Origin of the sequence: Kitasatospora cheerisanensis KCTC 2395, assembly GCF_000696185.1 — a bacterium.
GTDB classification, from domain to species: domain Bacteria; phylum Actinomycetota; class Actinomycetes; order Streptomycetales; family Streptomycetaceae; genus Kitasatospora; species Kitasatospora cheerisanensis.
Map to the genome: position 1 here is coordinate 6,860,690 of NZ_KK853997.1, position 13,084 is coordinate 6,873,773.

Annotated in this window: 13 protein-coding genes; 10 read left to right on the top strand and 3 right to left on the bottom strand. The window is 73.6% G+C overall.

The window, feature by feature from the left end:
• Positions 1-316 precede the first annotated feature (316 nt).
• The 5 genes from KCH_RS30830 to KCH_RS30850 all read left to right on the top strand — a co-directional run bounded on the left by KCH_RS30830 (position 317) and on the right by KCH_RS30850 (position 6,184).
• Positions 317-1,381: an ROK family glucokinase gene (locus KCH_RS30830; RefSeq protein WP_051654074.1), complete on the top strand. Its 1,065-nt coding sequence runs from the start codon at positions 317-319 to the stop codon at positions 1,379-1,381.
• Between the two features lie 236 nt (positions 1,382-1,617).
• A complete protein-coding gene (gene ggt, locus KCH_RS30835; RefSeq protein ID WP_035868384.1) occupies positions 1,618-3,411 on the top strand; it encodes a gamma-glutamyltransferase in 1,794 nt (597 codons plus the stop codon).
• Positions 3,412-3,745: 334 nt separating this feature from the next.
• A complete protein-coding gene (locus KCH_RS30840) occupies positions 3,746-4,477 on the top strand; it encodes an MIP family channel protein (protein WP_035868386.1) in 732 nt (243 codons plus the stop codon).
• A gap of 128 nt (positions 4,478-4,605) precedes the next feature.
• A complete protein-coding gene (locus KCH_RS30845; protein ID WP_035868389.1) occupies positions 4,606-5,277 on the top strand; it encodes a hypothetical protein in 672 nt (223 codons plus the stop codon).
• Positions 5,278-5,380: 103 nt separating this feature from the next.
• Positions 5,381-6,184: an exodeoxyribonuclease III gene (locus KCH_RS30850; RefSeq protein WP_035868394.1), complete on the top strand. Its 804-nt coding sequence runs from the start codon at positions 5,381-5,383 to the stop codon at positions 6,182-6,184.
• Positions 6,185-6,213: 29 nt separating this feature from the next.
• Here KCH_RS30850 and KCH_RS30855 read toward each other — a convergent pair whose 3' ends face one another.
• A complete protein-coding gene (locus KCH_RS30855; RefSeq protein WP_035868397.1) occupies positions 6,214-6,741 on the bottom strand; it encodes a hypothetical protein in 528 nt (175 codons plus the stop codon).
• A 110-nt stretch (positions 6,742-6,851) separates the two neighbouring features.
• Here KCH_RS30855 and KCH_RS30860 point away from each other — a divergent pair, with 110 nt between their 5' ends.
• From KCH_RS30860 to KCH_RS30875, 5 genes are all read left to right on the top strand, one after another.
• Positions 6,852-7,379, top strand: a complete 528-nt coding sequence (locus tag KCH_RS30860) for a PadR family transcriptional regulator (RefSeq protein WP_035868399.1) — start codon at positions 6,852-6,854, stop codon at positions 7,377-7,379.
• Positions 7,376-8,059 carry an ABC transporter ATP-binding protein gene (locus KCH_RS30865; RefSeq protein ID WP_035868401.1) on the top strand — a complete coding sequence of 228 codons (684 nt, stop codon included), beginning with the start codon at positions 7,376-7,378 and terminating at the stop codon, positions 8,057-8,059. The genes KCH_RS30860 and KCH_RS30865 overlap by 4 nt, the downstream gene beginning before the upstream one ends.
• Before the next feature lie 2 nt (positions 8,060-8,061).
• Positions 8,062-9,231, top strand: coding sequence for an FtsX-like permease family protein (locus KCH_RS38080; RefSeq protein ID WP_051653641.1), 1,170 nt, complete (start codon positions 8,062-8,064; stop codon positions 9,229-9,231).
• Positions 9,198-10,418, top strand: coding sequence for an ABC transporter permease (locus tag KCH_RS38085; RefSeq protein WP_157032264.1), 1,221 nt, complete (start codon positions 9,198-9,200; stop codon positions 10,416-10,418). Before KCH_RS38080 ends, KCH_RS38085 begins: the two co-directional genes overlap by 34 nt.
• 162 nt (positions 10,419-10,580) lie before the next feature.
• Positions 10,581-11,099, top strand: a complete 519-nt coding sequence (locus KCH_RS30875; RefSeq protein WP_035868403.1) for a hypothetical protein — start codon at positions 10,581-10,583, stop codon at positions 11,097-11,099.
• 169 nt (positions 11,100-11,268) lie between these two features.
• Here the strand turns inward: KCH_RS30875 and KCH_RS30880 are convergent, their stop codons facing one another.
• Positions 11,269-11,961, bottom strand: a complete 693-nt coding sequence (locus KCH_RS30880) for a lysoplasmalogenase (RefSeq protein WP_035868405.1) — start codon at positions 11,959-11,961, stop codon at positions 11,269-11,271.
• A complete protein-coding gene (locus tag KCH_RS30885) occupies positions 11,958-12,833 on the bottom strand; it encodes a sterol desaturase family protein (RefSeq protein WP_035868408.1) in 876 nt (291 codons plus the stop codon). The genes KCH_RS30880 and KCH_RS30885 overlap by 4 nt, the downstream gene beginning before the upstream one ends.
• Positions 12,834-13,084: the final 251 nt, after the last annotated feature.

Consider the following 13,084-nt stretch of genomic DNA (forward strand, 5'->3'; position numbering starts at 1 on the left):
ATCGTCAGAATAAGGAAAGGGGTGCCTGTCAGCTGCATCGGGTCTCTCGCATCGGGTCGTCCGGCCGTCCGGGGCACGGTCCCCCGGTTCGCACATCACACTTGTCAGACTGCGTCAAACACACGATCAGTTGCTGGCGACACCCGCAGAAACCTGAGAGGAACATCACGTTTTCGTGAGAATCCGCTGTGCGTTCGGGGCCTAGTCTGCCAGTTCGCCAACAGCCCTCCACCACCCGCCCACAGCTTTTACCGAAACCAGGAGCATTCATTCCGTGACCAGTGCCAACGGCCCCGCCCGACCCGCCCTGCCCAGCCTGCTGGGCCTCGGCCCGCGCGCCGAACGCCGCCGCCGCACCCTGCCCGCCGGGGTGCTGCGCCTGCCCACCATCGGCGTCGACATCGGCGGCACCAAGGTCGTGGCCGGCGTGGTCGACGGCGAAGGACGCGTCCTGGACCGGCTGCGCACCGAGACCCCCGACAAGAGCAAGAGCCCCAAGGTCGTCGAGGACGTCATCGTCGACCTCGTCCTGCAACTCGCCGACAAGCACGACGTCCACGCGGTCGGCGTCGGCGCGGCCGGCTGGGTCGACGCCGAACGCTCCACCGTGCTCTTCGCCCCCCACCTCAACTGGCGCGGCGAACCCCTCCAGCAGGCGCTCAGCTCCCGGCTCCGCTTCCCCGTCGTGGTCGAGAACGACGCCAACGCCGCCGCCTGGGCCGAATGGCGCTTCGGCGCCGGCCGCGGCGAGGACCACATGGTCATGATCACGCTCGGCACCGGCATCGGCGGCGCCGTCGTCCGCGACGGCTACGTCGACCGCGGCAAGCACGGACTGGCCGGCGAGTTCGGCCACATGCAGGTGGTGCCCGGCGGCCACCGCTGCCCCTGCGGCAACCGCGGCTGCTGGGAGCAGTACTCCTCCGGCAACGCGCTCGTCCGCGAGGCCCGCGAACTCGCCGCCGAGGAATCCCCGGTCGTCCAGCCCCTGCTCGCCCGGGCCGGCGGCACCCCGCTCGGCATCACCGGGCCGCTCGTCACCGAAGCGGCGCGCGAGGGCGACCCGGTCGCCGTCGAGCTCCTCTACGAGGTCGGCCGCTGGCTCGGCGTCGGCATCGCCAACCTCGCCGCCGCGCTCGACCCCGGCCGCTTCGTCGTCGGCGGCGGCGTCAGCGAAGCCGGCGAGCTCCTCCTCGCCCCCGCCCAGGACGCCTTCCGCCGCACCCTCACCGGCCGCGGCTTCCGCCCCGAGGCCGAGATCGTCCACGCCGCCCTCGGCAACGAAGCCGGCCTCGTCGGCGCCGCCGACCTGGCCCGCCAGGTGGCCCGCCGCTTCCGCACCGTCAAACGCCGCCGCGTCGAACGCGCCACCACCCACTGACCCGGCTGCGCCGGCCGCCGGGAACGCGCGACGCGAGACCGGGCTGTTGCGTCCGCGTCGTCGGGTGCCGCGGGGGGACGCGCGGGGATCGGGCCGGGCTTTGGCGGTTGGGCGTTCGTTGTCGGCTGATGGGGCAACAGTTCGGGCCGGGTGTGCGGCAGTTGGCCGAACGGGGCGTTGTCGGGGGTGGGGGGCGTGTGGGAGAACGGGAGACCGACGCCGTTCCAGGAGGCTGTATGAGACCCCTTGTTCGTCTCGTTCCTGCGCTCGCTCTTGTTACTGGGCTGCTCTGTACCGCCGCTCCTGCCCAGGCCGATCCGGTGGCCGCCGCCGGGAAGCAGCCGGAGGCGGTGGGGTGGGGCGGTGCGGTGGCCAGCGTGGACGCCGACGCCACCGCCGCCGGGCTGGAGGTGTTGCGGCGCGGCGGCAACGCGGTGGACGCCGCGGTCGCGACGGCCGCCGCGCTCGGCGTGACCGAGCCGTACTCGGCGGGCATCGGCGGTGGCGGCTACTTCGTCTACTACGACGCCCGGACCGGCAAGGTCTCCACCCTGGACGGCCGCGAGGTCGCGTCCCGGACGGCGGACAGCTCGCTGTTCCTGGAGAACGGGCAGCCGCTCGCGTTCGCCGACGCCGTCACCAGCGGCCTGTCCGTCGGAGTGCCGGGCACCGCCGCGACCTGGGAGCAGGCGCTGCGGCGGTGGGGGAGCCGGGATCTGGCCGAGGTGCTGAAACCGGCCGAGCGGATCGCGGACCGGGGTTTCACCGTCGACCAGACGTTCCAGGACCAGACCGCCGCGAACCAGGCCCGGTTCCAGGACTTCCCGGCCAGTCGCGCGCTGTTCCTGCCGGACGGCAAGCTGCCCGCCGTCGGGTCCACCCTGCGCAACCACGATCTGGCCGCCACCTACCGGGAGTTGGGCCGCACGGGCACTGCCGCGCTGTACCGCGGCCCGATCGGCGCGGACGTCGTGCGCACCGTGCAGCACCCGCCCGTCGACCCGGCGTCCGGCCGCAACGCCCGGCCCGGGAAGATCGACGCCGCGGACCTGGCAGCCTATCAGGTCCGGAAGCAGGACCCGACGCACGTCGCCTACCGGGGCCTGGACGTGTACGGGATCGCCCCGTCCTCCTCCGGCGGGACGACCGTCGGCGAGGCGCTGAACATCCTGGCCCGCAGCAGCCGCACCGAGCTCGCGGACCCGGTCCAGTACGACCACCGCTACCTGGAGGCGAGCCGGATCTCCTTCGCCGACCGCAACCGCTGGGTCGGCGACCCGAGCGCCGTGCAGGTGCCGACCCGTCAACTCCTCGACCCCGCCTACGCCGCGTCCCGGGCCTGCCTGATCGACCCGAAGCACGCGCTGACCAGCCCGCTCGCCCCCGGCGACCCGTACCACCCGGCGCCGTGCGCGAGCAGCGGGCAGCCGGCGGCCGAACCGTACGAGGGGCAGAGCACCACGCACCTGACGGTCGCCGACCGCTGGGGCAACGTGGTCTCCTACACGCTGACCATCGAGCAGACCGGCGGCAGCGGCATCACCGTGCCCGGCCGGGGCTTCCTGCTCAACAACGAGCTGACCGACTTCAACTTCACCCCGCTGACCCCCGGCGTCCCCGACCCCAACCTGCCCGGCCCCGGCAAGCGGCCGCGCTCCTCGATCTCGCCGACCATCGTGCTCCGCGACGGTCAGCCCTACCTGGCGCTCGGCTCGCCCGGCGGCGCCACCATCATCACCACCGTGCTCCAGGTGCTGACCGGACGGGTCGACCGCGGCCTGACGCTGGAGCAGGCCATCGCCGCGCCCCGCGCCAGCCAGCGCAACACCGCGGCCACCCAGGCCGAGCCGGCGTTCCTCGCCTCGCCCGAGGCGGCGCAGCTCCGGGCGATGGGCCACGTGTTCAGCGCCACCCCGGAGATCGGCGCGGCCACCGGCATCGAACGGCTCCCCGACGGCCGCTGGCTGGCCGCCGCCGAACCGGTCCGCCGCGGTGGCGGCGCGGCCGGGGTGGTGCATCCGTCCCGCTAGCACCGCAAGGACCGGTAGGACCGGCAGGACCGCAACGCCGGCCATGGTGACGAGGCCTCAGCCCCCGGGCTGGGGCCTCGTCGTCGGGCCGGCGGCCGGCGTCGGCGGTGTCCGCGCCGGTCCTGACCGCTTCTGTCCGCTTTGCCTCCGTTTTGCATTGAGCGCGCCAGTTTCGTACCGTTTCATGCGTTCGGAGTAATTCGGCAGGCGGACGCGCCGTGAACACGGCGCTCTGCCGTTCGGCCGACATGCGGTCCCTCGAACGGTCGACCAGGGTTGGCCGGACGCGGGCGGCACCGGATCGCCTGCCCTGACGGCCAGGAGGAGCAGGCGAATGGGTGGAACGAACAGGCGGGCGGTGATCGGCGAGTTCCTCGGGACGCTGCTGCTGGTCCTGCTGGCGGTGGGCGCCGCAGTGCTCGCAGGGGAGGCGATCGGCCCGGTCGGCATCGCACTGGCCTTCGGCTTCGTGCTGCTCGCACTGGCGTACGCGCTCGGTCCGATCTCCGGCTGCCACGTGAACCCGGCGGTGACGCTCGGCTTCCTGCTGGCCCGCCGGATCGACGGGCGCACCGCGGTGTCCTACTGGACCGCGCAGGTGCTCGGCGGCATCACCGGTGCGGCGCTCGTCCTGCTGCTGGCCAAGCAGATACCGGGGCTGGAGACGCACGGCAAGCTCGGCACCAACGGCTGGGGCGAGCGCTCCCAGGTGCACATCAACGCCGGCGGTGCGTTCCTGACCGAGGTCGTCCTCACCTTCCTGCTGGTGTACGTGGTGCTGGCGGTCACCCACCGGCTGGCCGCGGTCGGCTTCGACGGGCTGCCGATCGGCATCGCCCTGGCGGTCGTCCACCTGGTCGGCATCCCGCTCACCGGCACCTCGGTCAACCCGGCGCGCAGCCTCGGCCCGGCGCTGTTCGCGGGCGGCGACGCGCTCTCCCAGCTGTGGTTGTTCCTGCTCGCCCCGCTGGTCGGTGGCGCCCTGGCGGCGGGCATCCACCTGCTGACGCACCCTCAGCCCAACCTCCCGGTGGCGCAGGCCCTGGCCACCGACGCGCGGGCGTAGCACCGCGCACACCGTCCGGAGCGGCGGCCGGGACCGTGACCACGGTTCCCGGCCGCCGCTCCGGCGTTGCGGCCCCGGACACGCCGGACCGGATTGACGCCAACTCCCGGATCCGCCAAGATCCTTCGGTGCTCACATCCGGACGCCTCGGCCACGCCCTGGCCGCCTCGCTGCTCCTGGCCGCCCTCGCGGGCTGCACCTCCGCCACCTCGTCCGCGCCGCCCCCGGCACCTGTCGCCTCGCCCTCTCCCTCCCCGTCCGCGACCGTCTCCGCCGCCGAGGCCGGCGAGCAGTTGATGCGTCGTCGCGCGGCCGGACCGACGGGTTCCCAGTACGCGCCGTCCAACGGCGTCGTCGACCTGGACGGCACGGTCGACGCCCTGCTCGGCCCGGCGGCAGGGCCGGACGCGAAGGCCGACACGAAGGGCCGGCTCGCCGCGGACGGCTTCGTGGTGGCGCTCCGACACTCCTGGACCGCCCCCGACGGAACCCGCGCCGACACCCTGCTGCTGCGCTTCACCGCCGAGGCCGGTGCCGGGAGCACGGCGAGCCGAGTGGCCCGGAACCTGAGGAGCGCCCACGCCGAGAGCACCTTCGGCGACCCCGGCGACCTGTCCACCGGCGTGGTCGTCAGTGCCCTCGACGATCGGGGAGAGGCCTGCGTCGTCCAGGTCGCCCCGCACGGCGACGCCGTCGTCCTCATGAACTACTGCACCCCCGCGACCCCCGACAAGAAGACCGCCGTGCTCCGGTTCACCGACCAGCTCAGGCTGCTGCCCACTCCCGGACTGCCCTGGTAGGCCCGTCCGCCCCGGAACTGTCGGCGGCGGGCGGTATGTTCGGACGGGTGCCCGGCCCGCCGCCGTGCGCCCCGTCCGTCCGTACCGCCGAGGGAAGGCCGCCGTGACCGTCCGCATCGCCACCTGGAACATCAACTCCGTCACCGCCCGGCTCCCCAAGCTGCTGGAGTGGCTGGAGTCCGCCAAGCCGGACGTGCTCTGCCTGCAGGAACTCAAGTGCAGCACCGAGGCGTACCCCGCCGAGGCGATCGGCGAGCTCGGCTACGAGAGCGCCGCGCACGGCACCGGCCGGTGGAACGGCGTCGCCGTGCTCTCGAAGATCGGCCTGGAGGACGTGGTCCGCGACCTGCCCGGCCAGCCCGGCTACCTCGCCGAGGACGCCATGCTCCCGGTCGTCGAGCCGCGCGCCGTCGGGGCGACCTGCGGCCCGGTCCGGGTCTGGTCGGTGTACGTGCCCAACGGCCGCGAGGTCGACCACGCGCACTACCGCTACAAGCTGGAGTGGCTGACCGCCCTGCGCGACGCCGTCCGCGAGGACGCCGCCGGTCCGCGTCCGTTCGCCGTCCTCGGCGACTACAACATCGCGCCCACCGACGCCGACGTCTTCGACGTCGCCGCCTTCGAGGGCCTCACCCACGTCACCGCCCCCGAGCGCGCCGCCATGACGGCCCTTCAGGAGATCGGCCTGCAGGACGTCGTCCCCCGCCCGCTCAAGTACGACCGCCCCTACACCTACTGGGACTACCGCCAGCTGGCCTTCCCGAAGAACCGCGGCATGCGGATCGACCTCACCTACGCCAACAAGGCGTTCGCGGACGCGGTCACCGACACCTACGTCGACCGCGAGGCCCGCAAGGGCAAGGGCACCTCGGACCACGCGCCCGTGGTGGTCGACCTCGACCTCTGAGCCGCGGGCCGGGCTCCACCGGCCCCCGCTCAGAAGAAATAGAGCACGGCCGAGACTGCGTGCACCAGGTTGCGCAGGACCGGATTGGTGTTGACATCGTCCAGGTTCGCCCAGGCGTACACCGCCATGGCGACCACCCGCAGCGGGTCGGGCTCCGCCGCTTCCCAGCTCCCGAAGCGGGTGCGGGCCACCGGCCGGCCGTCCTCCAGGAGTTGGGCGCCGGCCAGCCCGCGGCGGACGAACCGCAGGGCGCGGTCGCCGGAGCGGAACTCCACGAAGCGGCCGGAGCGCAGCAGGTGGTCGCGGGCGTCGATGCGGAGTTCGGCGCCCGCGAAGCCGCCGACCGCCCCGCCGTGCACCAGGGCGGCGGCGTCGCGCGGCGGCCGCCCGAAGCGGGGCAGCTCGGCGAGCGGGCGACCGTCGAGCTCCAGTCGCCAGGCCTCCAAACCCTTCATCGTCGCGGTGACGTCCGCCGTCGAGCGGGTCCGATGCAGCGTCAGTTCGCCGAGCGGCGTGTCGGCCTTCGCCCCGCTCTCCCGGATCTTCGTGAACTCCACCGTGCGCCCCCTCGTGAAACCCCAGGTCGAGGATAGGAGTTGAGGATCCGCCAGTCAGTATTCTCTGAGTGTATAGACGTGGAGTACACCCCCGGCGTACTCTCTCGATCATGAGCGTTCCACTCACCCTGCTCGGGCTCCTCGAACGCGAGCCCAGCCACGGCTACGACCTCAAGCGCGACTACGACGCCTTCTTCGGGCGCGGCAAACCGCTGCCCTTCGGCCAGGTGTACGCGACCCTCGGGCGGCTCGCCCGGGACGGGAAGGTCGTCGTCGGGGAGCCCGAGGCCGGCGACGGGCCCGACCGCAAGCGCTACGTGATCACCGAGACCGGGGCCACCGAGTTCGAGGACTGGCTGCGCGAACCCGTCGCCGCCGAACCCCACCTGCAGACCGTGCTGTTCAGCAAGGTCGTGCTCGCCCTGATGCTCGGCCGCGACGCCGAGCACTACCTCGACACCCAGCGCGCCGCCCACCTCCAGCGGATGCGCGAACTCACCGAGGTCAAGCGCTCCGGCAGCCTGGTCGACGCCCTCCTCGCCGACCACGGCCTGTTCCACCTGGAATCCGACCTGCGCTGGATCGACCTCACCACCGCCCGACTCGACGCCCTCGCCGCGGAGGTGGCCAAGCGATGACCGACCCCTTGATCCACGCCCGCCAGGTCACCCTGGCCTTCGGCGAGACCCCCGCCCTGCGCGGCGCCGACCTCGCCGTCGACGAAGGCGAGATCCTCGCCATCATGGGCCCCAGCGGCTCCGGCAAGTCCACCCTGCTGCACTGCCTCGCCGGCATCCTCGCCCCCGACAGCGGCGAGATCCACTTCGACGGCCGCCGGATCGACCACCTCGGCGAACAGGAACGCAGCACCCTGCGCCGGGACAGCTTCGGCTTCGTCTTCCAATTCGGCCAGCTCGTCCCCGAGTTGACCGCCGAGGAGAACGTCGCCCTGCCGCTGCTGCTCGGCGGCGCCAAGCGGGCCGCCGCGCTCCGGCAGGCCCGCAGCTGGTTCCCCAAGCTCGGCCTGGACGGCCTGGAGGCCCGCCGCTCCGGCGAACTGTCGGGCGGTCAGGCCCAGCGCGTCGCCCTCGCCCGCGGACTGGTCGCCGAACCGCGCGTCCTGTTCGCCGACGAACCCACCGGCGCGCTCGACTCCCTGACGGGCGAACAGGTGATGGACCTGCTCGTCGGCTGCGCCCGCGAACAGGGCACCACCGTCGTCCTGGTCACCCACGAGGCCCGGATCGCCGCCTACGCCGACCGCGAGGCGATCGTCCGCGACGGCCGCGCCACCTCGCTGAGCGGACGGCTGACGTGACGATGATCCGGCTCGGACTCCGACTCGCCGTCAGCGGCGGCCGCGAAGCGCTCGTCCGCCTCGCCATCACCGCCGGAGCCGTCGCCATCGGCGTCGGACTGCTGCTCACCACGCTCGCCGCGATCAACGGCGTGCACGCCCAGAACGACCGCAACGCCTGGTTCAACACGCCGTTCGTGCACAGCGTCGCCGCCCCGAGCGGGACGAGCGCCTCCGGCGGTGGGACGAGCGCCTCCGGCGGTGGGGCGGGTGCCTCGGGTGCTGGGGCGGCGGGAGGTGCTGTTTCCGCGGATCGGGAGGCTGCGGGAACCGGCGGCCTCGACCCGATGTGGTGGCTGACGCGGCGGGACACCGTGGACGGGCAGGAGCTCGGGCGGGTGGACGTCGCGCTGACCGGGCCGCGGGCGGACCTCGCGCCCGGGGTGCCGCGGATGCCCGGCCCGGGGGAGTACTACCTGTCGCCCGCGCTGGCGCGGATGGTCGACGAGCGGCCGCCCGCGGAGCTCGGTGACCGGTTCCCGGGGCACCGGATCGGCATCCTCGGGCCGGAGGCGCTGCCCGCGCCGGACAGCCTGGTGGCGCTGGTCGGGCGGACCCCGCAGGAGCTGACCGCGCAGCGCGGGGCCGCGCTGGTGGACCGGGTCGCCACCACCTCGCCGGACCGGTGCGCGGACTGCGTGGTGGGCATCAAGTCCAACGGCGTCGACCTGATCCTGACGGTGGTGAGCGGGGCACTGGTCTTCCCCGTGCTGATCCTGATCGGCACCGCGACCCGCCTGAACGCCGCCCGCCGCGAGCAGCGCTTCGCCGCGATGCGGCTGGTCGGGGCGACGCCCCGGCAGGTCTCGGTGGTGTCCGCCGCGGAGGCGGCGGTCGCGGCGGTGGCCGGCGTGGCGGTCGGCTTCCTGCCGTTCCTCGCCCTGCGCTCCACGGTCGCCCGGGCGCGGCTGACCGGCTCCCGGTTCTTCCCGTCCGACCTGTCCCTGACGCCGCTTCAGATCCTGGGCGTCGCCGTGGGCGTGCCGCTGGCCGCCGCCGTCGCCGCCCGGATCGCGCTGCGCCGGGTGCAGATCTCGCCGCTCGGGGTGACCCGGCGGGTGACGCCCGCGCCGCCCGGGCGTGGCGGGTGGTGCCGCTGGTGGCGGGGCTGGTGGAGCTGGCCGCGTTCCTGATCTGGCACCCGGATTCGGTGCCGGGGCAGATCAAGGGGTACCTGTCCTCGTTCCTGCTGATCACGCTCGGCCTGGTGCTGTCCGGCCCGTGGCTGACGAGGTGGGGCGCCACCCTGCTGGCCCGGCGCACCCAGCGCCCCGCGACCCTGATCGCCGTCCGGCGGCTGGCCGACAACCCGGCCGCAGGGTTCCGGGCCGTCAGCGGGCTGGTGCTGGCGCTGCTGGTGATGACCGCGACCCTGGGCGTCATCACCACCATGACCGAGGAGCGCGACCACCCGCACGGCGGCCCGCAGTTCAACCACCTGCTGGTCAACGAGCTCAGCAACGGCTACGACCAGGACCACCGTCCGATCGGCATGGGCCGCCCCGCCCCGCCCGAGCTGATCGAGCGGCTGCGCGCCGTGCCGGGAGTGCGGACCGTCCTGCTGTCGCACCCGGTCGCCGAGGCCGTGCCGGTGCACTCCGCGGACGGCGACGACACCGCCGGGCAGGTGGTGGACTGCCGCCAGCTGGACCCGATCGTGCTGTACGGCCACTGCGCGCCCGGTGCGCAGAGCGCCTACGTGTCGGGCGTCTGGCACGGCTGGCGCGACGAGACCGGCACCCAGTGGCCGACCGCGCCGTACACCGCCGAGCAACTGGCCGGGCTCGGGGTGCTGAACGTGGTCGTCGACAGCGACGGCTCGACCGCCGCCGTCGAGCAGGCCCGCACCATGGTGGACACCGCCTACCCGGGGCCCCGCCAGGCCATGACGCTCGCCGAGTCCTGGAAGCAGGCCGGCGCGGAGACGCACGCCTACCAGCAGCTCGCCGACGCGGTGATCCTGGCGACCTTCCCGATCGCGGGGTGCAGCCTGGCGGTGAGCGTGGCCGGCTCGATCGGCGAACGCAAGCGGCCGTTCAGCCTGCTGCGGCTGACCGGCGTCCCGCTCGGCACGCTGCGCAGGGTGGTGGCGATGGAGTCGGTGGTGCCGCTGCTGGTGATGGCGACGGTGGCGGTCGGCGTCGGACTGCTCGCCGCCGACCTGTTCCTCCGCTCGCAGCTCACGTACTCGCTGCACGCGCTCGGCGCCGGCTACTACGTCACGGTCGCCGCCGGCCTGACCGCGGCGCTGGCCATCATCGGGGCGACCCTGCCGCTGCTGCGGCGGATCACCGGACCGGAGACCGCCCGCAACGAGTAGCCGCCCGGCGGCAGGGCCGTTCGGGTCCGGAGCGTTCTCCGGCCCCGAACGGCCCTTGCGGTGTCGCCGGGCCCGGCAGCACTGCCTAGCCTGGGCGGCAACCGGACGTAGCGGAGTGGACACGCACCGCTGCCCCCACCCTGAACCCCCTGGAGGTACGGCATGCGCCGCACGCGCACCGCCGCCGCCGCTCTGCTCGGCACCACCGTCCTGCTCGGCCTGGCCGCCGCCGCGCCCGCGTCCGCGAAGGGCAGCGAACCCGCCTGGGTCAGCCCGGCGCAGGCGAAGCCCGGCCAGTCCGTCTCGGTCAGCGTGACCTGCGCGAGCAGTTCGGCGAAGACCGTCACCGCGACCTCGCTGGCGTTCGCCGGCGGCTCGACCACGCTCAGCGTCGGACCCGACGGCACCTACTCCGGCACCGCCACCGTCATCTCCGAGCAGGAGATGGCCGGCGCGGCCGCCAAGCGCACCACCACCAACGACTCGTCCTGGGGCATCGACGGCAAGTGCCCGAACGGGGACAGCTTCGTCGGCGCGGTCGCCATCGCGATCGCCTCGGCCGGCGGCGGCACCGGCGGCGAGTTCGAGGGCGCGCGGCTCCCGCACGGCGGGGTGGAGACCGGACTGGGCGGCTCGGTCGGCGCGGACGCCGGGCAGCTGGGCGCCGGGCCGCCCTGGTGACGGCCGGCGCGGCCGGGCTGTGGCTGCTGCGCCGGCGCGCCGCGGCCGCCGGCCGGGCCTCCTGAGCGGCCGCCCGGTACGCGCGTCCCCCGCGGCCCGGAGCGGAAACGACCGAGGGCGGCACCCACCATCGCGGTGGGGCCGCCCTCGGTCGTGCGTCGACGGGCCGTCAGGACGCCGGGGCCGGAACCGCCTTCGGTGCGGGGACGGCGTCGGTGCGGCCCAGGGTGCCGATGGTCAGCAGGTACTGGCCGACGATGTAGGTCAGCATGATCAGGAAGCCGTGCGCGGGCAGGTGCTTCCAGTCCGCCAGGTCGGTGGCGATCAGGGTGTCGGACAGCAGGAACAGCGCGCCGCCGACGCCCGCCCGCCAGTCGATCCGGGCCGAGGTCACGGCGGTGGAGGCCAGCAGCAGGCTGTAGAACGCCATCGGTATCCGCATGCCGGCGTCCAGGTCCGGCAGCAGCAGGGTGATCAGCGTCGCCCAGGCCACCGCGTAGACGGCCGCGGTGAGCACCGTCCGGCGGCGGTCGGCGAGCGCGCCGAGCTTGACGAACATCGTCACGTAGCAGGCGTGGCCGACCGCGAAGGAGCCCATGCCGGCCAGGAAGCCGCCGGTGCCGCCGACCTGCAGCAGGATGTCGCCGCCCGCGCCGAACAGCAGCGCCGGGATCAGCAGCTTCGGCGTGCCGGGCCGCGCCGACGCCCACACCCAGGCGGCCAGCAGCGGCATCAGCAGCGGCTTGGTCGAGTACCGCAGGACCGGCAGGTGGACGGCGATCGCCAGCAGGTGCAGCACCGACACGGCGGCGAAGGCGATCAGCAGGGCCCGCGCGGTGCGCGGGTCTCGGGAGGGGCTCATGCGGGGGCACTCTCCGGGTTGGCGGCGGGGGACTCGGTACGCGGAGCGGGCTGCCAGCCCGGGCCCTTCGCCAGGTGGCGCAGCCGGTCCCCCCAGGTGGTGGCGCGGGCCACGTCCCGGGCGATCGCCGCGTACTCGTGGGTGGCGACCTTCAACGGATTGTAGGTCGTGATGTCCTTGGTCAGTCCGTACACCGGCTGCTCGGCCTCGGCCGCGAAGGAGCCGAACCAGCGGTCGAAGACGATCAGGATGCCGCCGAAGTTGCGGTCCAGGTAGCCGCCCTGCGAGGCGTGGTGCACCCGGTGGTGCGACGGGGTGTTGAACAGGTACTCCACCGGGCGGGGCAGGGTGCCGATCCGCTCGGTGTGGATCCAGAACTGGTACACCAGGTTCACCGAGCTGCAGAACGCCACCGCCGCGGGGTGCACGCCCGCCAGGATCATCGGCAGGTAGAACACCCAGCCGGTGACGGACGTCCAGGGCTGGCGCAGCGCCGTCGACAGGTTGTAGTGCCGGCTGGAGTGGTGCACCACGTGGCAGGCCCAGAGCAGGCGGATCACGTGGTGGCCGCGGTGCGACCAGTAGTAGAAGAAGTCGTAGGCGAGCAGCATCAGCGGCACCGTCCACCACAGCACCGGGACCCTAAGCGGCGTCAACTCGTACAGGAACGAGTAGATCGCCACGATCGGGATCTTCCACCCGGCGTCGAACAGCAGCGAGCCCAGGCCCATCGACAGGCTGGCCGCGGTGTCCTTCGCGGCGTAGCCCCGTTCGTCCTCGTCGGGGTGGAACCGGTAGGAGACGAGCTCCAGAACGGTGAGCAGCACAAAGGCCGGTATCGACCAGAGCACGACATCGGGCAGGTGAGGCATGCCCGGAACCATAGGGGACCGGGGCGGCGGGCGGAAGAGGTTGTTACCGGCGCGTAGTGCCCGGTACGGCGTCTAGGCTTGGGGGTGACATGGAGCGGCACGAAGCAGCCGCCGGGCCCGAACGGCCACCGGCGGAACGGGGATCGGGCGCGCGGGCGGGGCGACACGGCTGGCGGCCCCGCCGCGGCCGTACCCGGCGAACGCCGGTACCGGAAGCGAACTCGCCGATTCCGCCCGCCAGTTGGCCGAAC